Below are 24,763 nucleotides of genomic sequence, written 5' to 3' on the forward strand. Positions count from 1 at the left end.
GGCCTGTACCACCACGGACCGCCGTGCCCCCGCCGGGGGGCACGGCCGCGGTCGTCGTGCGGTGCTCCACGGCGCGGTGGCCCAACGCGAAACCCCGCCCCCGGAGAACCGGGGGCGGGGTCTGATCGAGCGCCGGGCAGGCCTTGCACCTGCATCTCCCCGCAGGAAGCGGGACGTCTTTCCTTGGACCACCAACGCACTGCTCGCTGGGCTTCGTTCACCCGCTTGCGTGTGATGATCATAGCGCATCGGCCCCCGGCCGTCACGCCGGAACGGGCGCCCCGCCCATGACGACTCCGTGCGCGGCAGGGACAAGTGGCCCACCGCGCCGTCTTCTTGGACTGCTCGGCGGGAGGGGGACCGGTGGAGCAGCGTGTGCCGGGCGTGTTGCCGCAGTACGCGGAGGACATGCCCACCCGGGAACTGTGCGGCTGGACGTACCGCAGCGACAGGTTCGCGGACGCGGTGACCAGGCTTCTGGTGACGGAGAGGTTCGCGGCGCACGCCCGGCCGCAGGGCATCGACCTCGTCGCCGTGATCCGGCACGCTCGCCGTGCGCGACGGCTGTACCTGCTCCGCGACATCACCCTCGTCCTCTGTCTGGCCGCCCTGGTGGCGAGCGCGGTGGGGTGCGCGGCGGCCGTCACCGCGTCGGACGGACGACGCCTGGTCGTCTGCCTGGAGGCCGCCCTGTGCGCCCTCCTCGCGGGAGGGGTCCTCGTGTACGTCTGGGGCTGGGTCCTGACCCGGTCCGCGCAGGCCGTCCACTGGGGCGACGGCGCCCCGAGGGACGGCGCCGCACCGGTGGACGCCGCGCTGGAGTCGGACCTGGACGCGCTCCAGGACGCCAACGTGGTCCTGTACCAGTCGCAGGGCCGGGGCGGTGAGAAGCCCTTCGTCGACAGCGGCGTCCTCGTGCTGCAGCGGACCTGGCCGAGCATCGACATCAGCCGGCCCGCCCGGAACGACGACGGCGACGAACTCACCGTGACCGAGGTGAAGCCGGCCGCTCTGCACGCGTACATGGCCGAGCACCTGGCCAGGACGGCCGGACTCGACGGGCTGCGGGCCTGCAACCGCCTCTACGTGCAGGGCGACCGTGCCCGCGACCTCGACCACGGACGACTGTTCGCGAAGGAGCGCCGCCGGCCGCTGGTGAACGTCGACACCGCCCTGGTCGACGAGGGCATCACGGCCGAGGGCACCGCGATGCGCACCTACCTCACCCTGGAACTGGTCGGTACCGGCGGCTCCTACGTCGTGACGATGCACGTCCGGGCCAGGGTCTCGAAGTCGCAGCTCTCCTGGCAGTTGGCCGCCTACTACCTGCCCCCGGTGGACGGGAGCTACGGCGGTCACCCCATGGGCGGCGGGGAGGTGGCCTGGCGTCTGCTGGGGTTCACCCGCGCCCACCTGGGCGCCCAGTTGTTCGGGTCGGCCGGCCGGGTCCTCGACCGCCCGGCCCGGTACGTCAGGGACGGCGTCCGGCTGCTGTGGCGCAGCCACCGCGTCCGGCGGCCCCACGGCTACTTCGACTACGGCGCCTCCGGGACGCTGCGCGCCGCCGTGTCCGATCCCGACCGCAGCCACGACCAGACGCAGCAGCTGGACGCCCAGCTCGCCCTCCAGCGCATGCAGGAGGCGCTGCTGACGCTGACGGAGCGGTTCCTGAAGGAACACGGCATCGACACCTCCGGCCTGCGTGAGGCCCGCGTCACCATCACCATGCAGACGTACAACTTCCGCGGTCCCATCAACGGCCAGAACGTCTTCGGGGACGGCGGGACCAACATCCTCACCGGCACGGGCTCCACCCCCGGCACCCCCGACCGAGCCGGGCCGGGCACGACCTCGGCCCCGTCCGAGGGCGCCGCCGGACAGGCCGGCGCCTGACCGGGCGGGGCCGGTCCCACCCCTGCGAAGGACCGACGAAGGGCAGCGATGAGCACCTACAGGTTCGACGGAAGCACCTTCAACGGCGACAACCACCACTTCGGCGACAGGCCGCTCAACATGCGGGTCGAGGATCTGGAGGCGGCACGCCGGATCGCCGACGTCATGGTCGGACTGGTCGGCGCGGAACAGCCCGGCCAGACGCGGGCGGCCGAGGAACTGCGCGACGAGCTGGTCGCGGCGCCCTCGCCCCAGGCCCTGGACGGCACCCGGGTGCAGGGCTGGCTGGCCACGATCACCGCGGGCGCCACCGCCGGCGGCACCGTGGTGGGGCTCCTGGAGACGCTGAAGAGGCTCCTGGGCCTGTGAGCGGCACGGCCGGCCGCCCATGACGAAAGACCCCGCCCCCGGAGAACCGGGGGCGGGGTCTGATCGAGCGCCGGGCAGGCCTTGCACCTGCATCTCCCCGCAGGAAGCGGGACGTCTTTCCTTGGACCACCAACGCACTGCTCGCTGGGCTTCGTTCACCCGCTTGCGTGTGATGATCATAGCGCACCCGGAGGACCGTGCGCCACTCAGCGGCCCGGCGCCTCCGGTACCGGCTCGAACCGCCACCGGTGCACCGCCCGGGTGACCAACCCCTCGTCCGGCTCGGGCAGTTCCGGGAGATCGGCCTCGTAGGGGGCGTCCCACCAGGTGATGACCAGGACCCGGTCCTGCGGGGCGCGGAAGGTCTCGCGACGCGACGGAGGCTCGGTGAGCCGCTGTCGCCGCACCCAGGCAAGCAGTTCGTCACCGCGCCCCGGCCGGGCCCGGCCCTCCCACATCAGCGCCACCGTCACGAGTACAGGTTCTCCTTGCTGACCTCGTGCACATGGTCGTGGGTGTGAGTGTGCCCCGCGCCGGGGACGTGCGGGTCGGTGACCGGCAGGGAGGAGTCCGCCGAGAGGTCCCAGTCGGAGGCCGCGCGGTTGCGGCCCACCATCTCCGCGCCGAGCGCCGCCACCATCGCGCCGTTGTCCGTGCACAGCTTGGGGCGGGGAACGCGCAGCCGGATGCCGGCCGCCTCGCAGCGCTCCAGGGCGAGTGCGCGCAGCCGGGAGTTGGCGGCCACGCCGCCGCCGATCATCAGGTGGTCCACGCCCGCGTCCTTGCAGGCCCGTACGGCCTTGCGGGTCAGCACGTCCACCACCGCCTCCTGGAAGGAGGCCGCCACGTCACGCACCGGCACCTCCTCCCCGGCCGCCCGCTTGGCCTCGATCCAGCGGGCCACCGCCGTCTTCAGACCGGAGAAGGAGAAGTCATAGGCGGGGTCGCGCGGGCCGGTCAGGCCGCGCGGGAAGGCGATCGCCGCCGGGTCGCCCTCGCGCGCGTAGCGGTCGATGACCGGGCCGCCGGGAAAGCCCAGGTTCAGCACGCGGGCGATCTTGTCGAAGGCCTCGCCCGCCGCGTCGTCGATCGTCGCGCCCATGGGACGCACGTCCGAGGTGATGTCCGTGGAGAGCAGGAGCGAGGAGTGGCCGCCCGACACCAGCAGCGCCATCGTGGGCTCCGGCAGCGGACCGTGCTCCAGCTGGTCCACGCAGATGTGCGAGGCGAGGTGGTTGACGCCGTACAGCGGCTTGCCGAGCGCGTAGGCGTACGCCTTCGCCGCGGAGACGCCGACCAGCAGGGCGCCGGCCAGGCCGGGGCCGGCGGTGACCGCGATGCCGTCCAGGTCCCTGGCGCTGACCCCCGCCTCCTTCAGCGCGCGGTCGATGGTCGGCACCATCGCCTCCAGGTGGGCCCGCGAGGCGACCTCGGGGACGACGCCGCCGAAGCGGGCGTGCTCGTCGACGCTGGAGGCGACCGCGTCGGCCAGCAGCGTGGTGCCGCGCACGATGCCGACGCCGGTCTCGTCGCAGGAGGTCTCGATGCCGAGGACGAGTGGTTCGTCAGCCATTGATCTCGGTTCCTTGTACGGAGGTGGAAGGGTCGGACAGGCGCATCACCAGGGCGTCCACGTTCCCCGGCTGGTAGTAGCCGCGCCGGAAGCCGATGGGGACGAAGCCGAAGCGCTCGTAGAGCTTCTGGGCGCGGACGTTGTCCACCCGGCACTCGAGCATGACCTCGGCGCACTCGAAGGCGGTCGCGGCCCGCAGCAGCTCGGTCAGCAGCCGGGAGCCGAGCCCGGTGCCCCAGTGGTCGCGGGCGACCGCGATGGTCTGGACGTCGCCCTGGTCGCCGGAGGCGACGAGCCCGGCGTAGCCGACGATCCGGCCGCCGTCCTCGGCCACGACGTACCGCCGGGTGGCCTCCGGGCCGCGCGAGTGCGCCAGCTCGGACCAGAACATGCCCCGGGACCAGGCGTCCTCGGGGAACAGGTCCTTCTCCAGCTCCAGCACCGGGTCGATGTCCCACCAGCGCATCTCGCGCAGCGCGAGGGACGGGGCGCCGGTCGTCGTCTCGCCGGTCACTTGGGGGTGACCACCTTGTAGTTCTTGGGCACCTGCGCGTCCGGCCGGCGCAGGTAGAGCGGCCGGGGCGCGGGCAGCTCCTCGCCGGCGGCCAGCTTCTCGGCGGCCAGGGAGGCGAGGGCGGCGGCCGACACGTGCTCGGGCTCGTGCGCCTGGGGGAACGTGTCCGGGTAGAGCAGCGCGCCGGCGCCGACCGCGGGCAGGCCCCGGACCCGGTCGGCGATGTCGGCGGGCCGGTCGACGGCCGGGTCGGTGACGCGGGTGCGGGAGTCCGCGTAGCGAGCCCAGTAGACCTCCTTGCGCCGGGCGTCGGTCGCCACGACGAAGGGGCCGGGGACGTCGGCGGCGTAGGCGAGGCCGTCGAGCGTGCACACGCCGTGCACGGGGACGCCGAGGGCGAGACCGAAGGTGTCGGCGGTCATCAGTCCGACGCGCAGTCCGGTGTAGGGGCCGGGGCCGATGCCGGCCACGATGCCCGTGACGGCGTCGAGTCCCAGTCCGGCCTCGGCGAGGACCCGGTCGACGGCCGGCAGCAGCAGCTCTCCGTGCCGGCGCGCGTCCACCTGACTGGATGAGGCGATGACGGCCGTTCCGTCGTGCAGGGCGACGGTGACGGCGGGGGTGGCGGTATCCAGAGCGAGCAAGAGCACGCAAACAGCCTACGGCTCCCGCGAGCCCCGCACGGCCGCCCGGGTCGGGCGCATCCCGGCTGCTACCGTCGCGAGCCAGGCACCGGCACAGCGACCGACCCAGAGGTGGACGACCGTGGCAAGCAGCAGCTCGGGACTGGTGGCCGGGCTCACCGCGGCGGCCCTCGCCACGGTCGGCTTCCTCGCCTACCGGGCGCACGGGAACGTCCCGCGGGACCTCGACGGCCGGCCCGGAGCGACCGCGACACCGGCGGCGAGCGCCTCCAAGGCGCCCCGCGACAAGCTGCACCCGGCCGCGCTGCCCGCGGGTTCCGGCACGGGCGAGCGGGTCGTGTACTCGGTGGACGACGACCGGGTGTGGCTGGTGGCGGCGGGCGGCACGGTCGACAACACGTTCAAGGTCACCCCCGGCAGCGTCGACCCCGCCCCGGGCACCTACGCGGTCACCTCCCGCTCGCTGGCGGTCACCGGGACCGACGGCGTCCCGGTCGAACACGTCGTGCGCTTCGCCAGCGTGCAGGGGGTCGTCATCGGGTTCAGCGCGGCGGTGGACGCCCCGTCGCCGGGGGACGGCACGACCGACGGCGCGGCGGACACGGCCGTGAAGACCGGCGGCATCCGTGAGTCGCGGGCGGACGGCGAGGCGATGTGGATGTTCGCGACGATCGGGCAGAAGGTCGTCGTCATCCGATAGGGCTACGCCGCTTCCCGGCGCGCGTCCACCGTTCGGGGTTCCGGGCGGCAGTCCGCGGAGGACCCGGCACGCGGATCCGCACCGAAGTTCCCCGAACGTGGGTACGGGTCCGTACCGGGAGCGGGGCGCGGGCCCGCACCGGGCCCGGCGCACCGGCCCGTACCGGAGTCCGGCCCGGCGTCCGCGGGTTCCGGCCTGGCGTCACCAGGTTCCGGCCTGGCGTCCGCGGGTTCCGGCCTGGCGTCACCAGGTTCCGGCCTGGCGTCCGCGGTTTCCGGGGACCGTGGCGGGTGGGAGACCGCCTCCGCCGCGGCGCAGGAGGCCAGCAGGTCCCTCATGCTCACACCGGCGACCGCGTACGGCCCGGGCTGGTTCTCGGCAGCGGGCATGGACGCCTCCTGCAGGACGGGGGCGGGCGCAGTTAGGTAAACCTAACCACGAGCTGGAGACCATGTGACCACGCCCGGGAGGCCGGGCGCAAGGACCCGCCGGCCGGGAGCCGGGCGCAGGGGCCCGTCGGCCGGGGGCCGGCGCAGGGGCCCGCCCGCCGGGACGCCGGCGGGCGGGCGGAACCGGCGCGGTGGCCTCAGGCGGTCAGGACGCCCAGGTCCACGGCCGCCCACCGGCCGCCGATCCCGGTCACCGTCACGTGCCGCACCTCGTCCGCGTCCGAGGGCTCTGCTGCCGCCCCCGAGGTGGACGCGGTCCCGACGGTGCGGTGGATGAGGACCTGCAACCGCTCGTCGGTCAGCTCCTCGACCTTGCCCTCGCCCCACTCCACGACGACCACCGAGTCCGACAGCGAGACGTCGAGGTCCAGGTCCTCCATCTCGTCCAGCCCGCCGGACAGCCGGTAGGCGTCGACGTGGACGAGCGGCGGACCGTCGCCGAGACCGGGGTGCACCCGGGCGATGACGAAGGTCGGGGAGGTGACGGCGCCGCGCACCCCGAGGCCCTCGCCGAGCCCGCGGGTCAGCGTGGTCTTGCCCGCGCCGAGCTCACCGCTCAGCATCACCAGGTCACCGGCGCGCAGCAGCTTCGCGAGCCGGCGGCCCAGCTCCCGCATCTGGTCGGGAGAGGGGACGGTGATCTCGACGGACACGGGTTCAGCGGGGTTGTGCGGTGCTGCTGGTGCTTCCATAAGTGCCCACGGTAGTGCCTGCCGGGACCGCTCCGACCCGGACCAGCAGGTCGGCGAGCCGGTCGGTGACGACCTCCGGGTGCTCGAGCATCACCAGGTGGCCCGCGTCCGGCACCAGCACCAGCTCGGCGTCGGGGAGCAGGCCGGCGATCGCCTCGCTGTGCTCGCTGGGCGTGACCAGGTCCTGGAGTCCGGCCAGGACGAGCACCGGCATGTCCGCGAAGAGGGCGAGCGCCTCCGTCTTGTCGTGGTCGGTGAAGGCCGGGTAGAACTCGGCCACCACGTCTATCGGCGTGTTCTCGATCATCCGTTCGGCGAACCGGGCGACCGCCGGATCGACGTCCCGTCCGGCGAACGAGTACCGCTTGATCACCCCGGCGAACAGGTCGGCGGTGGCCCGCCGCCCGCGCTCCACCAGCTCGGCGCGCTGCCCGAGCGCCTTCAGCACACCGGGGAGCACCCGGCGCACCGCGTTGACGCCGGCCACCGGCAGCCCGAAGTTGACCTCGCCGAGACGGCCCGAGGAGGTGCCCACGAAGGCGGTGGCCACGACCCGCTCGCGGATCAGCTCGGGGTACTGGTCGGCCAGCGCCATCACGGTCATGCCGCCCATCGAGTGCCCGACCAGCACGATCGGCCCCTCGGGCGCGGCGGCGTCGATGACGGCCTTCAGATCGCGGCCCAGCTGGTCGATGGTCAGCGGCACGTCGCCCCGGAGCTGCTCCTGTCCCCGCCCGGACCGGCCGTGACTGCGCTGGTCCCAGTGCACGGTCCGTACGACGCCGCGCAGTGCCGCGCGCTGGAAGTGCCAGGAGTCCTGGCTGAGGCAGTAGCCGTGGCTGAAGACGACGGTCACGGGCGCGGGGTCCTTGCGGCCGAAGAGCCTGCGGCGGCGCGGGCCGAGGTGCGCGGAGGCGTCCGGGGGGTCGATGTCGTCGACCTCGTAGTGGAGTTCGGTGCCGTCGTCGGCGTACGCCTTGCCCGGGGTGCCGCGCAGGGTCCCGTACGGACCCGCCGAGTCCAGGGCGAGCCGGGCCTTCCTGCGCATCCCCCGGCCCACGGTCATCCGTTCGATGGCCACGGTGGCCGCCGCGCCCGCGGCCACCACGCCTATCGCGGCCCCCGCCATGCCGGTCGCCCGGCGCCAGCCGGCGGCCGCCCCCGCGGCGGAGGCGACGGCCGCCGCACTGCTCTCGCTCACGTACCGCTCCTCCTTGCGACGTACTGGTGTTCGGGGCCGCGGCGCGGCCGGTCCGGGACCCGCCGGGCACGCCCGGGCGGGTCACCGCTGCGGTGCGCGGCGCTCCCCGTCCCGTTCCCCGTCCTCTTCCTCGTTCACATGGACGCGGGGAACGCGTGTCCCGATGCGGGTGACGATCTCGTACGCGATGGTGCCCGCCGCCTGCGCCCAGTCCTCGGCGGTCGGCTCGCCGTGGTCGCCGGGCCCGAACAGCACTGCCCGCGAGCCGACTTCGGGTTCGTCGCCGCCGAGGTCGACCACGAACTGGTCCATCGCGATCCGGCCCGCGACCGTGCGCCACTTGCCGCCGACCAGGACGGGGCCGGCGCCGGACGCGTGCCGCGGGATGCCGTCGGCGTACCCCACGGGAACCAGGCCGAGCGTGGTCCCGCCCGCGGTGACGTAGTGGTGCCCGTAACTGATGCCGTGACCGCCCGGCACGTGCTTCACCAGCGCGAGCGAGGCGGACAGCGTCATCACCGGGCGCAGCCCGAAGTCGGCCGGGGTGCCGAGTTCGGGGCTGGGCGAGATGCCGTACAGGGCGATCCCGGTGCGGACCAGGTCGAAGTGGGTCTCGGGAAGGGTGAGCGCGGCGGGCGAGTTGGCGATGTGCCGCACCTCGGGACGCACGCCCCGCCCCTCGGCGTGGGCGACCATCTCGCGGAACCGGTCGAGCTGCGCGGCGATGGAGGGGTGACCCGGCTCGTCGGCGCAGGCGAAGTGGGACCACAGTCCGGTGATCCGGATCAGCCCCTCGGCCTCGGCGCGCAGCGCCTCGTCGACGAGTTCGGGCCAGTCGGCGGGCTGGCAGCCGTTGCGGCCGAGTCCGGTGTCGGCCTTCAGCTGCACCCGCGCGGGCCGGCCGGCCGCGCGCGCCGCCTCCCGCACCTCCGCCAGGGCCCACAGTCCGCTCACGGACACGTCCACGTCGGCCTCGACGGCCTCCCGCCACGGCCCGCCCGGCGTCCACAGCCAGCACAGGATCCTCACCCGCTCGGGCGACAGCCCGGCGGCGCGCAGCGCCAGGGCCTCCTCCGGGGTGGCCGTGCCGAGCCAGGTGGCCCCGGCGGCCACGGCCGCGCGGGCGCACGGGACGGCGCCGTGGCCGTACGCGTCGGACTTCACCACGGCCATGAGGGCGGCGCCGGGCGTCCGGTCGCGCAGGGCCCGCACGTTGGCCCGCAGAGCGGCCAGGTCGATCTCGGCGCGGGCGCGCAGCGGTGCCGTCCGCGGGTGTGATGTCTCGTTCATCGCGCCCCCAGTCTCTCAGAGGGCCCGAACCGGCCCGCCGCACCGGTGCCGCGGGCCGCCGCACCGCCACGCACCCGGCCCGGACCCGCCCCGCCTCCGCGCGTGAGCGCCCCGCACGTCCGCCGCCGCCCGGACCGGGCGCGGAGCCGCCCCGGAGCGGCGCGCCACGCCCACGACCGCGCGCCGCCTCCCGTGTCCACCACCGCGCGCCGCCTCCCGTGTCCACGACCGCACGCCGCCTCCCGTGTCCGCGACCGGCCGCACGCCCGCGACCGGGACGCGGCTCCCCGACGCCCTCGACCACGACGCGGCCCTCCGATACCCGCGTCCCGTCCCCGCGACGGCCGGCTCCCTCAGTCCCGTACGTCCCGCCATGCCGTGGGGAGGGTGTCCGCCACGTCATGGGCGCCGATGGGGGCGCCGTCGGCGGCGAAGCGGCCGGCCAGGCCGTGCAGATAGGCCGCCGCGCTGCCCGCGTCGCGCGGGGCGAGGCCGGCGGCGAGGAGGGAACCGGCGAGCCCCGACAGGACGTCGCCGCTGCCGGCCGTGGCGAGCCAGGGAGTGCCGGTCGCGTTCACCCGTACGGGACCGCCGTCCGGGCCGGCGACCAGGGTGGTCGATCCCTTGAGGAGGACGGTCGCCCGGTAGCGGGCGGCGAGTTCACGGGCGGCGGACAGCCGGGCCGCCTCGACCTCCTCCCTGGCCACCCCGAGCAGGGCGGCGGCCTCGCCGGCGTGCGGGGTCATCAGCGTGGGGGCGGTGCGGGCGCGCACCGCGTCGCGGGCGGCCAGGCGCAGGCCGTCGGCGTCCAGCAGGACGGGTACGTCGGTCTCCAGCACCTCGGCGACGGTGGCGGCGTCGTCCCCGGCGCCCGGGCCCACGACCCACGCCTGCACCCGGCCCGCCCGGTGCGGTCCCCGGTCGGACACCAGGGTCTCCGGGAAGCGGGCGAGCACCGCCTCCGCGGCCGGGCCCACGTACCGCACCGCTCCGGCCCCGCCGCGCAGCGCCCCCGACACGGCGAGCACGGCCGCGCCGGGGTAGCGGGCCGAGCCCGCCGCGATGCCGACGACGCCCCGCCGGTACTTGTCGCTCTCGGCCGCGGGCCGCGGCAGCAGCGCGGCCACGTCCGCGTGCTGGAGCGCCTCCAGTTCGGGTTCGGCGGGCAGTTCGCCGCCCAGGCCGATGTCGACGAGGCGGACGGCGCCGGCGTACTCGCGGGCCGGGTCGACGAGCAGCCCCGGCTTGTGGGTGCCGAAGGTGACGGTGAGGTCGGCGCGGACGGCGGCGCCGCGCACCTCCCCGGTGTCCGCCTCCACCCCGCTGGGCAGGTCGACGGCGACGACGGCGGCGCCGGAGCGCGCCGCGCGCTCGGCCAGCGGCGCGGCGTCGGGGCGCAGCCCGCCCTTGCCGCCGATGCCGACGATGCCGTCGACGACCAGGTCGGCCCGGTCGATCAGGTCCCCGGCGGCCTCCGGCCGGGCGACGGTGCCGCCCGCGCGGCGCAGGGCCGCGAGGCCGCCCGGGTGGGTGCGGTCCCCGGCGAGCGGGACCACGGCCACGCCGGCGCCGCGGCGGGCCAGCCGGGCCCCGGCGTACAGGGCGTCGCCCCCGTTGTCCCCGCTGCCCACCAGCAGCACCACCCGGCGGCCGTAGACCCGCCCGAGCAGGTCCGCACAGGCGGTGGCCAGCCCGGCGGCGGCGCGCTGCATGAGGGCGCCCTCCGGGAGCCGCGCCATCAGCGCGCGCTCTGCTGTCCTGATCGTCTCAACGCTGTACGCGGTACGCATGCGGTCGAGTCTGCCCCGACCGCGCCGGATGCCGCGCGGGAATCCGGCCGGACCCGGCCCCCGCGGACGCTCCCGGCCCGAGGGCCGCCGGGCGCGTGGGCGGCAGCGGACGGGGCGACGGGGCGCTTGTCCGCATGTGATTTTCCCGCCGTGCGGGAACCCGGCAGTCCGGCCGCCCGGACGGCGGCGGACGGCGGTGGACGGCTGGTGGACGGCACTCGGCGGCGGACGGTGCCAGGTGGCCGGCGATCTCGGCGATCTCGGCGATCTCGGCGATCTCGGCGATCTCGGCGATCTCGGCGATCTCGGCGATGGACGGTACCGAGTGGCTCACCCACGGCGGATCGCCGAGCATGGGCACGGAGGTGACCGGCGCGGCACGCGCTGCCGCCGGACACCGGACCGGGGGAGAAAGGCCCGAGCAGACATGGCCGACGAACCGGTCGGGACCGGCGCCCCGCGCCCGGCCGCGACGGCGGGTGACGGCGGCGGCGCCGGCGAACGTCCCGGCCCGCTGCTCGACGCGCTGGGGACACTGCTCGCCGAGCAGCGGCACCGTATCCGCCGCTACGCCGCCGAGCGCTCCGTGCCCGTGCGCGGGCCGCTCGGGGATCCGTCCCGGCCGCGGGCCGCCGCCGCGCCGGACGTCCCGGTCCAGGAACTGCTGGACGCCCTGCCGACCCCCACCATGCTCGTCCTTCCCACGCTCGACGAACGCGGCCTGGTCGAGGACTACCTCTACGTGGCGCAGAACGCGGCCTGCCGGCAGTACTCCGCCCAGCGCATCCCGGCCGACATCCTGCCCCCGTGGGCCGGTCCGGTGCCGCTGTTCGAGCGGTTCCCCAACATGGCGGACACCTCCGTGCCCCGGCTGCTCGCCGAAGCCCGGCGGACCGGGCGGCCCCAGGGCCCCGAGCCCGCCGAATGGGCCCTGCCCGGGGCCGGTGAGCTGGTGGTGCGCGTCAGCAGCCAGGTGCGGGTGGCGCCCCTGCGGGGCGGTCTGCTACTGCTCACCTGGGAGCGCGGGCAGCGCTCCCGGATGGCCGAGGCGGCACAGCACCTGGTCCGTGTCGGCTGGGGCGAGTGGAACCTCGGCGACGGAACCGTCGAACCGTCCGCGGGGCTGCGCGACGTACTGGACCTGCCCGCCTCGCGTCCCCTGCCCGACCTGCTCGAACTGGGCCGCATGGTGGCGCCCACCAGCCTGCCCCAGCTGTACCGGGCGGTCCACGACGTCCTGCTGCGCGAGCGGGTCGCGGAATGCGACCTGCAACTGGTCCGGCCGTACGAGCGGATCCTGCACTTCGTCGCCGAACCGGTGCGCCAGGAGCGGGGTCCGGTGTGGACCGTGCGCGCGGTGCTGCACGACGTGACCGGCGACCGCTACAGCAGGGTGCTGGCCGAACGGGCGACCCGTGAGGCCAGGGCGCAGCGGGAGCGGGCGGACACGGTCGCGGACGTGGCCGAGCGGCTGCGCGACGCCGTCGTCCCCCGGTTCCCCGCCGAGCTGGCCCGGCACGGCATCGAGGCCGCCGCCGTCTACCGCCCCGCGGCGCGCACCGCGCGCATCGGGGGCGACTGGTACAAGACCCGCGTCCTGCCGACCGGGCAGGTCCTGATCGCACTCGGCGACGCCCGGGGACACGGGCTGGACGCCGTCACGCTGATGGCGAAGCTGCGGTACGCGCTCGCCGGGCTGGCGTTCACCGGCGAGCTGGTGGAGGGGCTGACCGGCTGGCTCAACCTGGTGGCCTGCGACGACGGCGAGGAGTCCACCGCCACGGCGGTCATCGCCCGCTACCACCCCGACCGCGGTCTGCTGCGCTGGACGTGCGCGGGCCATCCGCTGCCCGTCCTGGTGCGCGACCGGCGGGCCAGGCTGCTCGACCCGCCGCCGGGCGGCCCCGGCATGCCGCTGGGCGTGCTGCCGGGCGAGACCTACACGGCGGCCGAGACCTTCCTGTACCCCGACGACGTGGTGCTGCTGTACTCGGACGGCCTGGTCGAGCGCCGCGACTCCGACCTCGACCAGGACGTGTCCCGCCTGCTGCGGGCCATCCAGGACAGTGCCGCCGACGGCATCCCGCCGGGCGACGAGGCCCTCGACACCTACGTCCGGCAGCTGGTCGACCGGCTCACCGGGCCGCACATGCAGGACGACGCCACCCTGCTCGCCTTCCGCCTCGTGAGCCGCTGAGCCGCTGAGCCGCTGAGCCGCTGCCGGGGAACGCGGCCCCCCGGCGGTCAGCCCTCGGCGATCACGACCGCGGAGGCGACCCCCGCGTCATGGCTGAGCGAGAGGTGCCAGTGCCGCACCCCGAGCTCCGCCGCCCGCGCCGCGACCGAGCCCTTCACCCGCAGCCGCGGGCGGCCGCTGTCCTCGACGTACACCTCCGCGTCGGTCCACAGCAGCCCGGCCGGGGCGCCGAGGGCCTTGGCGACCGCCTCCTTGGCGGCGAACCGGGCGGCGAGCGAGGCCATGCCCCGGCGTTCCCCGCTGGGCAGCAGCAACTCGCGCTCCACGAAGAGCCGCCGGACCAGTCCGGGCGTCCGCTCCAGCGACGCCGCGAACCGGTCGATCTCGGCCACGTCGATCCCGACCCCGATGATGCTCATGCCGAGCACCCTACGGCCGGCCGCCGCGCCCGCCGCTACTTGCCGCTGTCCTCGGCGAGGGTGTGCGCCACCAGGGCGTTGGCGTGCCCGTGCCCCATGCCGTGCTCGGTCTTGAGCCAGCTCACCAGTTCCATGTGCTTGACCAGCGGCGAGGCGCGGACGAGGTCCTTCCACTCGGCGATCGGCCGGCCGTACTTCTTCTCGATGGAGGGGAAGTAGCTGGCGGGGCCCTTGACGGGTGCGGTCATGGTGCGGGTCCTTCCTGGATGCGCGTCCGCGGGCAACTCTCGTCCATATGACCTACGCGGGAACGGAAACTCATCGCTCGGCGGGCGGCGAGTTCGCACCGGACGGCCTCGTCCCGGCTCCCCTCCCCGCCGGCGGCCGCCGTCCCCATGGATCCGCGCGCGTCGACCGGCGCCGGCCCGCGCCCCTGCTCCGGCCCGGCGGCCCGCCAAGAGCTGTGGGGCACCCATGGACGCGCTCGACGACTGGCGGGGAAATCCTCCTGTTCGGGCCCCGGCGACGGCCACTCCTGTCCGGACATCGCGCACCGCCGCACCCAGCCGTCCGCGTCTCGGAAGCCCCGGCCGGAGCCACCCCCACCCTTCCGGCCGGAGCCTTGGCCGCCTTCGTCGAGGCCCTGGGGGACTACTCCACCGTCACCGACTTCGCCAGGTTCCGGGGCTGGTCCACCTCGTTGCCCCGGGCGGTCGCCAGCTCGCAGGCGAAGACCTGCAACGGCACCGTCGCCACCAGCGGCTGGAGCAGCGTGGGCGTGGCCGGGATGCGGATCAGGTGGTCCGCGTACGGGACCACCGCCTCGTCCCCCTCCTCCGCGATCACGATCGTCCGCGCGCCCCTCGCCCGGATCTCCTGGATGTTGGAGACGATCTTGTCGTGCAGGAGGGACCGGCCGCGCGGCGAGGGGACGACCACCACCACCGGCAGGTCCTCCTCGATGAGCGCGATCGGCCCGTGCTTCAGCTCGCCGGCCGCGAAGCCCTCGGCGTGCATGTAGGCGAGTTCCTTCAGCTTGAGCGCGCCCTCGAGGGCCACCGGGTAGCCGACGTGCCGGCCCAGGAACAGCACCGTGTTCTTGTCGGCCAGGGAGCGGGCCAGTGCCCGTACCGGCTCCATGGTCTCCAGGACCCGCTCGACCGCGCCGCCGATCCGGGACAGGTCGCGGATGACCGCGCGGATCTCGTCGCCCCACTTGGTTCCCCGGACCTGGCCCAGGTACAGCGCCACCAGGTAGCAGGCGACGAGCTGGGTCAGGAACGCCTTCGTGGACGCCACCGCGATCTCGGGCCCCGCGTGGGTGTAGAGGACCGCGTCCGACTCGCGCGGGATCGTCGATCCGTTGGTGTTGCAGATGGCCAGCACCTTGGCGCCCTGCTCGCGGGCGTGGCGCAGCGCCATCAGGGTGTCCATCGTCTCGCCCGACTGGGAGATGGCGATGACCAGTGTCTGCGCGTCCAGGATCGGGTCCCGGTAGCGGAACTCGCTGGCGAGCTCGACCTCGCAGGGGATCCGGGTCCAGTGCTCGATGGCGTACTTGGCGATCATGCCCGCGTGGAAGGCCGTGCCGCACGCGACGATGACGACCTTGTCCATCTCGCGCAGCTCGGGCGCGGAGATGCGGACCTCGTCCAGGGTCAGGTGGCCGGCCGCGTCGATGCGGCCCAGCAGCGTGTCGGCGACCGCCTTGGGCTGTTCGGCGATCTCCTTGAGCATGAAGTAGTCGTAGCCGCCCTTCTCGGCGGCGGCCGCGTCCCAGTCGACGTTGTAGGAGCGGACGTCGGCGGGCCGTCCGTCGAAGCCGGTGACCGTCACGCCGTCCCGGCGCAGTTCGACGACCTGGTCCTGGCCCAGCTCGATCGCGGAGCGGGTGTGGGCGATGAAAGCGGCGACGTCCGAGGCGAGGAAGGCCTCGCCCTCGCCGACGCCGACCACGAGCGGGGAGTTGCGGCGGGCGCCCACGACGACGTCCGGCTCGTCGGCGTGCACGGCGACCAGGGTGAAGGCGCCCTCCAGGCGACGGCAGACCAGCCGCATGGCCTCCGCCAGGTCGGCGCAGCCGGAGAACTCCTCGGCCAGCAGGTGCGCGACGACCTCGGTGTCGGTCTCGGAGCTCAGCTCGTGCCCGCGTTCGGCCAGTTCGGCGCGGAGCACGGCGAAGTTCTCGATGATGCCGTTGTGGACGACGGCGACGCGCCCGGCGTTGTCGAGGTGGGGGTGGGCGTTGGCGTCCGTGGGACCGCCGTGGGTGGCCCACCGGGTGTGCCCGATGCCGGTGGAGCCGGTGGGCAGCGGCCGGTCGACCAGTTCCTTCTCCAGGTTGACGAGCTTGCCGGCCCGCTTCGCCGAGGCAAGCCCGCCGTCGGCGAGGACGGCGACGCCCGCCGAGTCGTAGCCCCGGTACTCCAGCCGCTTCAGCCCGGCCATCACGACCTCGAGCGCCGACTGCGACCCCACGTATCCCACGATTCCGCACATGGCTCCGCAGCCTACGACCCGTCAGGCGGCCAAAGCGGCCTGAGCGTGCCCGAAATCGGAAATTCCCACCGGGGTACGAACGTCCCCCGGCGGGAATCACCGGACGGCACGGCACGTCATGACGCATCAGGTCACGACGCCCGCCGTCACTTGAGCTTGGCGAGCTGCGCGTCGACGACCTCGGCCGGGAAGGCGAAGTCCTTGCCGGTGGCGGCCGCCGCGTAGTTGACGGCGGGGAAGTAGGCGATGGTGGCGCCCTTGCGGACGACCACACCCTTCGTCGGGGCCTTGACGCCCTCGTCGGCGTCCAGCGTCGAGGTCAGGGCCACGGCCTCGTCACCGGCCCGCGGCGCGTCGGTCTTCGCCACCTTCAGGCTCTTCGTCTTCTCGCCGGCCGCGGTGAAGGTGTAGCCGCCGGCGCAGGAGGTGAGCGCGGTGTTCAGGTCCTTCATCACCTTTTCGGCGCCGCCGTCCTGGTAGGAGGCGAGCGTCACCATGACCTGCGGCACGTCCACGCCGGCGAGGAACTTCTCCTCGTCGGTGGCGTCCGCGGCGGGCTTCTTCGGGTCGCCCTTCCACTGCCGCTTCACCACGGCCGACGGCTTGCCGACGTAGGAGCCGACCTGGAGCATGGCGAGCGGAGAGCACGCCGCGTCGTCCGCCGCCACCTTCTCCTGCGCCATCTCGTCCTTGGCCGGGACCTTGGTGAGCTTGCCGCTCTTGACGTCCGCCTGGGTCAGCGCGGCCTGCTCCAGCTCGGCGGCGGTCAGCGCCTTGACGGGAGCGGCGGGGGCGGTCTCGCCGGCCTGGGCGGTCTTGTCGGCCTGAGCGGTCTTGCCGTCACCGCCCTTGTCCCCGCCGTCGGACGAGCCGCAGGCGGCGGCGAGCAGGGCGAGGGCGGCGGCAGCGGCGGCGACGCCCGTACGGCGGAGCACCAGGGATCTCACGTACGCGAGCTCTTTCTCTTCGGACCTGCGGAAACCCTCCGCAGCGTTTTTACGCGCACTTTACGCCCGCCGGACGCACAGATGATCATTCCTTTGCCACCCGGTACCCGACCGTGACTGCCACGTGATCATCGGCCGCCGCCGGCCGGGGCGCGGGCCCCGGGTGACACACCCCACCTTCCGGCCCGTTCGAACTCCGTTAACAATGGACTGTGATCCCTCCGATCCCCTCGATGCCCCGGAGCGCCCACCGGTCCAAGCCGGAGGCGACTCCCTATGTCGATCTCACCCGTGCCGAGTGGAGCGCGCTGCGCGACAAGACGCCGCTGCCGCTGACCGCCGAGGAGGTGGAGCGGCTGCGCGGACTGGGCGACGTCATCGACCTCGACGAGGTGCGGGACATCTACCTGCCGCTGTCCCGGCTGCTGAACCTCTACGTCGGCGCCACCGACGAGCTGCGCGGCGCCCTGAACACCTTCCTGGGCGAGCAGGGGTCCCAGTCGGGCACCCCCTTCGTCATAGGGGTGGCGGGGTCGGTCGCCGTCGGGAAGTCCACGGTGGCCCGGCTCCTCCAGGCGCTGCTCTCCCGCTGGCCCGAGCATCCCCGGGTCGAGCTGGTCACCACCGACGGGTTCCTGCTGCCCACCAGGGAACTGGAGGCCCGCGGCCTGATGTCGCGCAAGGGCTTCCCGGAGTCCTACGACCGCCGGGCGCTGACCCGGTTCGTCGCCGACATCAAGGCGGGCAAGGGGGAGGTCACGGCGCCGGTCTACTCGCACCTCATCTACGACATCGTCCCCGGCGAGAAGCTGACCGTGCGCCGCCCGGACATCCTGATCGTGGAGGGCCTGAACGTCCTCCAGCCCGCCCTGCCCGGCAAGGACGGCCGTACCAGGGTCGGGCTCGCCGACTACTTCGACTTCAGCGTGTACGTCGACGCGCGCACCGAGGACATCGAGCGGTGGTACCTGAACAGGTTCCGCAAGCTGCGCGCGACGGCCTTCCAGGACCCGTCCTCGTACTTCCGCAAGTACACCCAGGTGTCGGAGGACGAGGCGCTCGACTACGCCCGCACGATGTGGCGGACCATCAACAAGCCGAACCTGGTGGAGAACATCGCCCCGACCCGGGGGCGCGCCACGCTCGTCCTGCGCAAGGGGGCCGACCACAAGGTGCAGCGGCTGAGCCTGCGCAAGCTGTGAGCGCCCGGGGCGGCCGTCGGCGTCTACGCTGCCGCCCATGCTGCATCTGCGACTGATCACACCCGCCGACCGCACCGAGGAGGTGGCGGGCCTGATCCAGCGGACGGTCGGCACCGCGCACCTGGTGGTGCTGCCGGGCGCCGCCCGCAGTCCGTCCGGTGACGTGGTGATGTGCGACGTCGCACGCGAGGCCGCCGAAGCACTCCTGGGCGGGCTGCGGGAGCTGGGCATCGACCGGACCGGCTCCATCGCCGTGGAGACCATCGACCTGTCGCTGTCCGAGCGGGCCGACCGGGCCGAGGCGGAGGCGCCGGGCGAGGCGGCTGACGCGGTGCTGTGGGAGGAGCTGACCGAGGCGACCCACGAGGAGTCGACGCTGTCGGTCACCTACCTCGCCTTCATCACGCTGGCCACCGTGATCGCAGCCTGCGGCGTGGTGCTCGACAACGCCATCCTGATCGTCGGCGCGATGGCGGTGGGCCCGGAGTTCGGTCCGCTGGCCGGCATCGGCACGGCCCTGGTGCGCCGGGCCCCGCGGCTGGCCCTGCGTTCGCTGATCGCGCTGCTGGCGGGGTTCGCGCTGGCGATGGCGGTGACGGTCGGCTTCAGCCTCGCCATGGACGCCGTCGGCCTGTTCAGCAAGGCGAAGCTGGAGGGCCCCCGGCCCAGCACGAACTTCGTCTACGCCCCCGACGCCTTCTCCTTCGTCGTGGCGGTCCTCGCCGGAGCCGCCGGAACGCTCTCGCTGACATCGGCCAAGTCCGGCGCCCTGGTCGGCGTCGCCATCTCGGTGACCACCGTCCCGGCCGCCGCCAACGCCGCCGTCGCCCTCGCCTACGGCGACACCGCCCAGACCTGGGGCTCGACCAAGCAGCTCCTGCTGAACCTGTTCGGCATCGTCCTCGCCGGCACCCTCACCCTGCTCGCCCAGAAGTGGTTCTGGGCGAGACAGCGCGCACACGGCACCACGAAGTCCGCGCACCGACCGGCCTGATCCGAACGGGAGGCCCGACCGGGAGAACGCGGACGGGAACGTGACGGCGGGCCTACTAGCCCAGTGCCGACTTCACCGCGTCGGCCAGCCGGCCCGCCACCGTGCGGGCCTGTTCGATGTCGGCGGCCTCGACCATGACGCGGACCAGCGGCTCGGTGCCGGAGGGGCGCAGCAGGACGCGGCCGGTCTCGCCCAGTTCACGCTCGGCCTCGCCGACGGCGGCGGCCAGGTCGGCGGAGGTCTTCACCCGGGACTTGTCCACGTCCGGGACGTTGACCAGGACCTGCGGAAGGCGCTCCATCACCGACGCCAGGTCCCGCAGCGTACGGCCGGTCCCGGCGACCCGGGCGGCCAGCAGCAGGCCGGTCAGCGTGCCGTCGCCGGTAGTGGCGTGGTCGAGGATGATGACGTGGCCGGACTGCTCGCCGCCGAGGGCGTAGTCCTTCTCCTTCATCTCCTCCAGGACGTAGCGGTCGCCGACCGCGGTCTGCACGAGGTGGATCCCCTCGCGCTCCATGGCCAGCTTGAAGCCCAGGTTCGACATCACGGTCGCGACGACGGTGTCGGAGCGCAGTGCGGAACGCTCGCGCATCGCCAGCGCGAGCACGGCGAGGATCTGGTCGCCGTCGACCTCGTCACCGGTGTGGTCCACGGCCAGGCAGCGGTCGGCGTCGCCGTCGTGCGCGATGCCGAGGTGGGCGCCGTGCTCGATCACGGCGGCCTTCAGCTTGTCCAGGTGGGTGGAGCCACAGCCGTCGTTGATGTTGAGGCCGTCCGGCTCGGCGCCGATGGTGACGACCTCGGCGCCGGCCCGCTCGAAGGCCACCGGCGAGACCCGGGAGGCCGCGCCGTGCGCCTCGTCGAGGACGATCCGCAGGCCGTCGAGGCGGTTCGGGAGGGCGCCCAGGAGGTGGGCGACGTACTGGTCGAAGCCCTCGTCGTAGTCGCGTACGCGGCCGACGCCCGCGCCGGTCGGACGCTCCCAGGGAGCGCCGGTGCGGTGCTCCTCGTAGACCTTCTCGATCCGGTCCTCGAGATCGTCGGCGAGTTTGTGGCCGCCCCGGGCGAAGAACTTGATGCCGTTGTCGGGCATGGCGTTGTGGCTGGCCGACAGCATCACACCGAGGTCGGCGCCGAGCGCGCCGGTCAGGTGGGCCACCGCGGGCGTCGGCAGCACGCCGACGCGCAGCACGTCCACGCCCGCGCTCGCCAGACCGGCGACCACGGCCGCCTCCAGGAACTCCCCGGACGCGCGCGGGTCCCGGCCGACCACCGCCGTCGGGCGGTGACCCTCGAAGGTGCCCGCCTCGGCCAGTACGTGCGCCGCGGCGACGGAGAGGCCGAGCGCCATCTCGGCGGTCAGGTCCGCGTTGGCGACACCGCGCACGCCGTCCGTGCCGAAGAGTCGTCCCACTTGTCCTCCTGAGAAAGCGTCAGTTCATCAAGCCGTGCCGATGTCTTCAGAATCCTGGCATCCGATCACACCAGCGTTTGAGCACCTTGTGCCGTTATACGCCCAAGTCCCGTGATAGACGAACGCCCCGGTGGCACAGTGGCGTGCCGCCGGGGCGTTCGGAGTAGGCCTGTCCGCAGGCAGCGGCGCGGTTAGCGCTTGCTGTACTGCGGAGCCTTGCGGGCCTTCTTCAGACCGGCCTTCTTGCGCTCGACCGCACGGTCGTCGCGACGGAGGAAGCCGGCCTTCTTGAGCGGGCCGCGGTTGTTGTCGACGTCGGCCTCGTTCAGGGCGCGGGCGACACCGAGACGCAGGGCGCCGGCCTGGCCGGAGACACCGCCACCGGCGATGCGGGCGACCACGTCGTAACGGCCCTCGAGCTCCAGCACCTTGAAGGGCTCGTTGACTTCCTGCTGGTGCACCTTGTTCGGGAAGTAGTCCTCGAGGGTGCGACCGTTGATCTTCCACTTGCCGGAGCCCGGGACGATCCGGACGCGGGCGATGGCGTTCTTGCGGCGGCCCAGGCCGGCGGCCGGCTGCGGCTCGCCGAAGCGGGAGGCCATGGACTCCGAGGTGTACTCGCCCTCGACGGGAACCTCGGACTCGGTGGTGTAGCTGTCGATGTCAAGCTCTTCGAGCGGCTGCTCGGCAGTGGTCTCGGCCACGATTCTCCTCAGATTCTCTTCAGTCTTAGGGGGTGGCCGGACTTACTGCGCGACCTGGGTGATCTCGAACGGCACCGGCTGCTGGGCGCCGTGCGGGTGCTGGTCACCCTTGTAGACCTTCAGCTTCGAGAGCATCTGACGGCCAAGGGAGTTCTTGGGGAGCATGCCCTTGACGGCCTTCTCGATGGCCTTCTCGGGGTTGTTCGCGAGCAGGTCGTCGTAGCGGACGGACCGCAGACCGCCCGGGTAGCCGGAGTGGCGGTACGCCATCTTCTGGGTGCGCTTGTTGCCGGACAGGTGCACCTTGTCGGCGTTGACGATGATGACGAAGTCACCAGCGTCGACGTGCGGCGCGTAGATCGGCTTGTGCTTGCCCCGCAGAAGGGTGGCGGCGGTGGACGCCAGGCGGCCCAGGACGACGTCCTGGGCGTCAATGACGTGCCACTGGCGCGTGATGTCGCCGGGCTTGGGGCTGTACGTACGCACGGTTCGTAGCCTTCGCTTCTTCAGTGAGTGGTCCTGACAAGGTCACCGAAGACGATCACGACAGCCCTGACCGCACTGCGGTGACGCAAACCGCGTGCAGGTCGCTGGTCATCGGCCCGGTGGACCGGTGTAAGGGCCGGGTCCGTGAGAAGAGCCAAGCCAATACACAACGAACATGCAGGATACCCGCGTCGCCGTTCCAGGGTCAAAACGGGGGCGACGATACCGGTCCCGCGTGTTCCGCACCCAGTGTACGTGCCCGGTCCACCGGGACGGCCGCCCGTCCCGGTCCCGGCCCGGCCGTCCCCGCCCTCGAACGCCGGAGCGGCTGTGACGTCAACCACCGTTAGGATGCGCCCCATGAGTTTTGGGCAGGGGGGCTCGCAGTCCCAGTGGGATCCCTGGAAACCGCATTCTCAGCAGCCAGGGGACGGCGGGGGTGACGACGGGACTCCGGACTGGGCCGCGCTGGCCGAGGCGTCGGAGGCCCGCAAGAAGCGGCGCCGCCTGCTGTTCGTCGGCGGCGGCGTGCTGGCCACGGTCGCGGTCGGCGCGGCCGTCGCCGTGGCCGTGATGTCGGCGAACGGCGACGACCACGCCTCGGGCGGCCCCCACCCGACCGCCACCGCCACCTCGCCGAGCGGCTCGGCCACCGCCCCCTCCTTCGCGCCCACCAGCGCCCCGCCCCCGCTGGACCCGAAGGACTTCATATCCAGCGCCAAGAAGGACACCGCCGCGCTCGGCGCGGACACCCTCTTCCCCGCCGCGCGGCTGACCATGAACGGGACCGTGTACCAGAAGGGCCCCACGGCCGACACCCGGGACTGCGCCTCGGCCGCCCAGGGCACCCTCGCCAAGGTCCTCACCGACAACGGCTGCACCCGCCTGATCCGCGCGACCTACACCCGGGACGGCATCTCCGCCACCGTCGGCGTCGCCGTCTTCGACACCGAGGCACAGGCCACCAGGGCCAAGGGCCAGGCCGACAGGAAGAGCATCGTCAAGCCGCTCGCCGGCGGCGGCGTCAAGGCCTTCTGCGACGGCGCGGTCTGCCGCTCGACCACCAACTCCTACGGCCGCTACGCCTACTTCACCCTCACCGGCTTCCCCAGCGGCAAGAACGTGACCACCAAGGACACCGAGGCGTTCGGCACCGGCGACGATCTCGCCGAATTCGCGTTCGGCCAGATCCGCCGGCGCGGTGAGGCCCAGGCGTCGGCCGCCGCCGACCAGTAGGCCCCGGCGTCCGTCACCAGGCCGGGGCCGCCCGCGACGGACGCCGGCCGGGAGGACGGCGCCCCGGCGACGGCCGTACGAGGACGGCGGGGCGAGTTCCCCCCGCCCGGGCGCTCCCGCGGGGGCGATCGGCACCGCCTACGACGCCGTGGGCCGGGGTGGCGGACCGCCAAGCGCCCGGAACAGCCAGCCCGCCGCCGTCCAGCGGGCCGCGTCGAGCGCTCCCCGGCCGTCCACGATCCGCGGCCGGCGCACCAGCTCGGCCGCCCGGCGTGGATCGATCACCCGGAACTGCGGCCACTCGGTCAGGTGCAGCACCAGCTCGGCCCCGCGCAGCGCCTCCTCGACCGACAGGGCGTAGCCGAGCAACGGGAACGCCTTGCGCGCGTTGTCCATCGCCTCCGGGTCGTAGACCGTCACGTCCGCGCCGTCCAGGTCCAGCCGCGCGGCCACGTTCAGGGCGGGCGAGTCGCGCACGTCGTCCGAGTCCGGCTTGAAGGCCGCGCCCAGCACCGCCACCCGCGCCCCGAGGAGCCTCCCCCCGCACAGCTGCCGGGCCAGCTCGATCACCCGGTCCCGGCGGCGCATGTTGATCGCGTCGACCTCACGCAGGAAACCCAGGTCCACGCCCAGCTCGGCGGCGCGGTGCGCGAACGCCCTGATGTCCTTGGGCAGACAGCCGCCGCCGAACCCGACCCCCGCCCGCAGGAACTCCCGCCCGATCCGGCCGTCGTGCCCCAGCGCCTCGGACAGGCTCCGCACGTCCCCGCCGACGGCCTCGCACACCTCGGCCATCGCGTTGATGAAGGAGATCTTGGTGGCGAGGAAGGAGTTCGCGGCCGTCTTGACCAGCTCGGCGGTGGCGAAGTCGGTCACGACCAGCGGTGTCCCGGCGGCGAGCACGGGGCCGTACACGCACCGCAGCAGCCGTTCCGCGCGCGGCGTCCGCACGCCGAACACCAGCCGGTCAGGCCGCAGGGTGTCCTCGACCGCGAAGCCCTCCCGCAGGAACTCCGGGTTCCAGGCGATCTCCACGCCGTGGTCGTCGGCGAGCCGAGCCGCCGTGCCGACCGGCACGGTCGACTTGCCCACCAGCAGCGCGCCCTTGCGGGCGTGCCGCCCCATGGCTCCGAACGCGTGCTCGACGTGGGAGAGGTCGGCGCCCTCGCAGTCCCTGCGCTGCGGGGTGCCCACGCACACGAAGTGCACCTGCCCGAACGCCCCGGCCTCCTCGTAGGAGGTGGTGAACCGCAGCCGCCCGCCCGCCGTGTGCCGGGCGACCAGGTCGGACAGCCGCGGCTCGTGGAAGGGCGCCCGGCCCGCGCGCAGCGCGGGGACCTTGCCCCGGTCCACGTCGACCCCGACGACCTCGTGTCCGAGCTCCGCCATGCAGGCGGCGTGTGTGGCACCGAGGTAGCCGGTGCCGATGACGGTGAGCCGCATGGGTCCGCCTCTCGCCGTGCGTTCCCCGCCGAGCCGTACGGCGAGCGGGTACTCCGACGAGTCCCCCGCCATGCCGTGACCGTACCGTCACCCGCAGTCGACGCGAG

Annotated in this window: 23 protein-coding genes; 7 read left to right on the forward strand and 16 right to left on the reverse strand. The window is 73.7% G+C overall.

Going from position 1 to position 24,763, the window contains the following annotated elements; translation table 11 throughout:
• Nucleotides 1–363: 363 nt before the first annotated feature.
• Both ACF061_RS07895 and ACF061_RS07900 read left to right on the forward strand, forming a co-directional pair.
• Nucleotides 364–1,893 (forward strand): hypothetical protein, encoded by a 1,530-nt coding sequence (locus ACF061_RS07895; RefSeq protein ID WP_392265933.1) that lies wholly within the window; start codon nucleotides 364–366, stop codon nucleotides 1,891–1,893.
• A 48-nt stretch (nucleotides 1,894–1,941) separates the two neighbouring features.
• A complete protein-coding gene (locus tag ACF061_RS07900) occupies nucleotides 1,942–2,262 on the forward strand; it encodes a hypothetical protein (RefSeq protein WP_392265934.1) in 321 nt (106 codons plus the stop codon).
• Nucleotides 2,263–2,468: 206 nt separating this feature from the next.
• Here ACF061_RS07900 and ACF061_RS07905 read toward each other — a convergent pair whose 3' ends face one another.
• From ACF061_RS07905 to tsaB, 4 genes are read right to left on the reverse strand one after another with little or no spacing between them, the layout of a single operon-like run.
• Entirely contained in the window at nucleotides 2,469–2,735 is a 267-nt protein-coding gene (locus ACF061_RS07905; protein WP_392265935.1) for a hypothetical protein, read from the reverse strand.
• A complete protein-coding gene (gene tsaD, locus ACF061_RS07910; RefSeq protein WP_392265936.1) occupies nucleotides 2,732–3,835 on the reverse strand; it encodes a tRNA (adenosine(37)-N6)-threonylcarbamoyltransferase complex transferase subunit TsaD in 1,104 nt (367 codons plus the stop codon). Before tsaD ends, ACF061_RS07905 begins: the two co-directional genes overlap by 4 nt.
• Nucleotides 3,828–4,301, reverse strand: coding sequence for a ribosomal protein S18-alanine N-acetyltransferase (gene rimI, locus ACF061_RS07915; RefSeq protein ID WP_392266187.1), 474 nt, complete (start codon nucleotides 4,299–4,301; stop codon nucleotides 3,828–3,830). Before rimI ends, tsaD begins: the two co-directional genes overlap by 8 nt.
• Nucleotides 4,302–4,345: 44 nt before the next feature.
• Nucleotides 4,346–4,999, reverse strand: a complete 654-nt coding sequence (gene tsaB / locus ACF061_RS07920; protein WP_392265937.1) for a tRNA (adenosine(37)-N6)-threonylcarbamoyltransferase complex dimerization subunit type 1 TsaB — start codon at nucleotides 4,997–4,999, stop codon at nucleotides 4,346–4,348.
• Between the two features lie 115 nt (nucleotides 5,000–5,114).
• On the opposite strand from tsaB, the gene ACF061_RS07925 reads away from it, so the two are divergent.
• A complete protein-coding gene (locus ACF061_RS07925; protein ID WP_392265938.1) occupies nucleotides 5,115–5,693 on the forward strand; it encodes a hypothetical protein in 579 nt (192 codons plus the stop codon).
• Nucleotides 5,694–6,279: 586 nt separating this feature from the next.
• Here the strand turns inward: ACF061_RS07925 and tsaE are convergent.
• The 4 genes from tsaE to ACF061_RS07945 all read right to left on the reverse strand — a co-directional run bounded on the left by tsaE (nucleotide 6,280) and on the right by ACF061_RS07945 (nucleotide 11,115).
• A complete protein-coding gene (gene tsaE / locus ACF061_RS07930; protein WP_392265939.1) occupies nucleotides 6,280–6,834 on the reverse strand; it encodes a tRNA (adenosine(37)-N6)-threonylcarbamoyltransferase complex ATPase subunit type 1 TsaE in 555 nt (184 codons plus the stop codon).
• Nucleotides 6,800–8,035, reverse strand: a complete 1,236-nt coding sequence (locus ACF061_RS07935; RefSeq protein WP_392265940.1) for an alpha/beta fold hydrolase — start codon at nucleotides 8,033–8,035, stop codon at nucleotides 6,800–6,802. The genes tsaE and ACF061_RS07935 overlap by 35 nt, the downstream gene beginning before the upstream one ends.
• A gap of 81 nt (nucleotides 8,036–8,116) precedes the next feature.
• The gene (gene alr / locus ACF061_RS07940) at nucleotides 8,117–9,325 is read right to left on the reverse strand and encodes an alanine racemase (protein ID WP_392265941.1); all 1,209 of its coding nucleotides are present in this window, start codon (nucleotides 9,323–9,325) and stop codon (nucleotides 8,117–8,119) included.
• Between the two features lie 353 nt (nucleotides 9,326–9,678).
• Nucleotides 9,679–11,115, reverse strand: coding sequence for an NAD(P)H-hydrate dehydratase (locus tag ACF061_RS07945; protein WP_392265942.1), 1,437 nt, complete (start codon nucleotides 11,113–11,115; stop codon nucleotides 9,679–9,681).
• Nucleotides 11,116–11,542: 427 nt separating this feature from the next.
• Between ACF061_RS07945 and ACF061_RS07950 the strand changes: the two genes are divergently transcribed.
• The gene (locus ACF061_RS07950; RefSeq protein ID WP_392265943.1) at nucleotides 11,543–13,312 is read left to right on the forward strand and encodes a PP2C family protein-serine/threonine phosphatase; all 1,770 of its coding nucleotides are present in this window, start codon (nucleotides 11,543–11,545) and stop codon (nucleotides 13,310–13,312) included.
• A gap of 47 nt (nucleotides 13,313–13,359) precedes the next feature.
• Here ACF061_RS07950 and ACF061_RS07955 read toward each other — a convergent pair whose 3' ends face one another.
• From ACF061_RS07955 to ACF061_RS07970, 4 genes are all read right to left on the reverse strand, one after another.
• Entirely contained in the window at nucleotides 13,360–13,731 is a 372-nt protein-coding gene (locus ACF061_RS07955; RefSeq protein ID WP_392265944.1) for a holo-ACP synthase, read from the reverse strand.
• A gap of 35 nt (nucleotides 13,732–13,766) precedes the next feature.
• Nucleotides 13,767–13,979: a DUF4287 domain-containing protein gene (locus ACF061_RS07960; RefSeq protein WP_392265945.1), complete on the reverse strand. Its 213-nt coding sequence runs from the start codon at nucleotides 13,977–13,979 to the stop codon at nucleotides 13,767–13,769.
• Nucleotides 13,980–14,382: 403 nt separating this feature from the next.
• Complete coding sequence (gene glmS / locus ACF061_RS07965; protein ID WP_392265946.1) at nucleotides 14,383–16,230, reverse strand: glutamine--fructose-6-phosphate transaminase (isomerizing); 1,848 nt, start codon at nucleotides 16,228–16,230, stop codon at nucleotides 14,383–14,385.
• 146 nt (nucleotides 16,231–16,376) lie between these two features.
• A complete protein-coding gene (locus tag ACF061_RS07970) occupies nucleotides 16,377–17,177 on the reverse strand; it encodes a hypothetical protein (protein ID WP_392265947.1) in 801 nt (266 codons plus the stop codon).
• A gap of 233 nt (nucleotides 17,178–17,410) precedes the next feature.
• On the opposite strand from ACF061_RS07970, the gene coaA reads away from it, so the two are divergent.
• Both coaA and ACF061_RS07980 read left to right on the forward strand, forming a co-directional pair.
• Entirely contained in the window at nucleotides 17,411–18,379 is a 969-nt protein-coding gene (gene coaA, locus ACF061_RS07975) for a type I pantothenate kinase (protein ID WP_392265948.1), read from the forward strand.
• A gap of 37 nt (nucleotides 18,380–18,416) precedes the next feature.
• Nucleotides 18,417–19,373: a DUF389 domain-containing protein gene (locus ACF061_RS07980; RefSeq protein ID WP_392265949.1), complete on the forward strand. Its 957-nt coding sequence runs from the start codon at nucleotides 18,417–18,419 to the stop codon at nucleotides 19,371–19,373.
• A 55-nt stretch (nucleotides 19,374–19,428) separates the two neighbouring features.
• On the opposite strand, the gene glmM is transcribed toward ACF061_RS07980, so the two are convergent.
• The 3 genes from glmM to rplM form a co-directional block, all read right to left on the reverse strand.
• The gene (gene glmM / locus ACF061_RS07985) at nucleotides 19,429–20,787 is read right to left on the reverse strand and encodes a phosphoglucosamine mutase (protein WP_392265950.1); all 1,359 of its coding nucleotides are present in this window, start codon (nucleotides 20,785–20,787) and stop codon (nucleotides 19,429–19,431) included.
• A 191-nt stretch (nucleotides 20,788–20,978) separates the two neighbouring features.
• Nucleotides 20,979–21,491, reverse strand: coding sequence for a 30S ribosomal protein S9 (gene rpsI / locus ACF061_RS07990; protein ID WP_392265951.1), 513 nt, complete (start codon nucleotides 21,489–21,491; stop codon nucleotides 20,979–20,981).
• Between the two features lie 42 nt (nucleotides 21,492–21,533).
• Entirely contained in the window at nucleotides 21,534–21,977 is a 444-nt protein-coding gene (gene rplM / locus ACF061_RS07995) for a 50S ribosomal protein L13 (RefSeq protein WP_392265952.1), read from the reverse strand.
• Between the two features lie 360 nt (nucleotides 21,978–22,337).
• Here rplM and ACF061_RS08000 point away from each other — a divergent pair, with 360 nt between their 5' ends.
• Nucleotides 22,338–23,213 (forward strand): hypothetical protein, encoded by an 876-nt coding sequence (locus ACF061_RS08000; protein WP_392265953.1) that lies wholly within the window; start codon nucleotides 22,338–22,340, stop codon nucleotides 23,211–23,213.
• 138 nt (nucleotides 23,214–23,351) lie between these two features.
• On the opposite strand, the gene ACF061_RS08005 is transcribed toward ACF061_RS08000, so the two are convergent.
• Complete coding sequence (locus ACF061_RS08005; protein WP_392266188.1) at nucleotides 23,352–24,656, reverse strand: UDP-glucose dehydrogenase family protein; 1,305 nt, start codon at nucleotides 24,654–24,656, stop codon at nucleotides 23,352–23,354.
• Between the last annotated feature and the right edge of the window lie 107 nt (nucleotides 24,657–24,763).

It is taken from the genome of Streptomyces sp. NPDC015220 (assembly GCF_043079345.1).
Taxonomy (GTDB): domain Bacteria; phylum Actinomycetota; class Actinomycetes; order Streptomycetales; family Streptomycetaceae; genus Streptomyces.

What these genes read in the sequence shown, in the direction of transcription:
- ACF061_RS07980 (WP_392265949.1), top strand. Translation starts at nt 18,417, where the DNA reads ATGCTGCATCTGCGACTGATCACACCCGCCGACCGCACCGAGGAGGTG.
- ACF061_RS07900 (WP_392265934.1), top strand. Translation starts at nt 1,942, where the DNA reads ATGAGCACCTACAGGTTCGACGGAAGCACCTTCAACGGCGACAACCAC.
- ACF061_RS07945 (WP_392265942.1), bottom strand. Translation starts at nt 11,115, where the DNA reads ATGCGTACCGCGTACAGCGTTGAGACGATCAGGACAGCAGAGCGCGCG.
- ACF061_RS07960 (WP_392265945.1), bottom strand. Translation starts at nt 13,979, where the DNA reads ATGACCGCACCCGTCAAGGGCCCCGCCAGCTACTTCCCCTCCATCGAG.
- alr (WP_392265941.1), bottom strand. Translation starts at nt 9,325, where the DNA reads ATGAACGAGACATCACACCCGCGGACGGCACCGCTGCGCGCCCGCGCC.
- ACF061_RS07955 (WP_392265944.1), bottom strand. Translation starts at nt 13,731, where the DNA reads ATGAGCATCATCGGGGTCGGGATCGACGTGGCCGAGATCGACCGGTTC.
- rimI (WP_392266187.1), bottom strand. Translation starts at nt 4,301, where the DNA reads ATGCGCTGGTGGGACATCGACCCGGTGCTGGAGCTGGAGAAGGACCTG.
- ACF061_RS08000 (WP_392265953.1), top strand. Translation starts at nt 22,338, where the DNA reads ATGAGTTTTGGGCAGGGGGGCTCGCAGTCCCAGTGGGATCCCTGGAAA.
- tsaE (WP_392265939.1), bottom strand. Translation starts at nt 6,834, where the DNA reads ATGGAAGCACCAGCAGCACCGCACAACCCCGCTGAACCCGTGTCCGTC.
- glmS (WP_392265946.1), bottom strand. Translation starts at nt 16,230, where the DNA reads ATGTGCGGAATCGTGGGATACGTGGGGTCGCAGTCGGCGCTCGAGGTC.
- tsaD (WP_392265936.1), bottom strand. Translation starts at nt 3,835, where the DNA reads ATGGCTGACGAACCACTCGTCCTCGGCATCGAGACCTCCTGCGACGAG.
- ACF061_RS07950 (WP_392265943.1), top strand. Translation starts at nt 11,543, where the DNA reads ATGGCCGACGAACCGGTCGGGACCGGCGCCCCGCGCCCGGCCGCGACG.
- ACF061_RS08005 (WP_392266188.1), bottom strand. Translation starts at nt 24,656, where the DNA reads ATGCGGCTCACCGTCATCGGCACCGGCTACCTCGGTGCCACACACGCC.
- coaA (WP_392265948.1), top strand. Translation starts at nt 17,411, where the DNA reads ATGCCCCGGAGCGCCCACCGGTCCAAGCCGGAGGCGACTCCCTATGTC.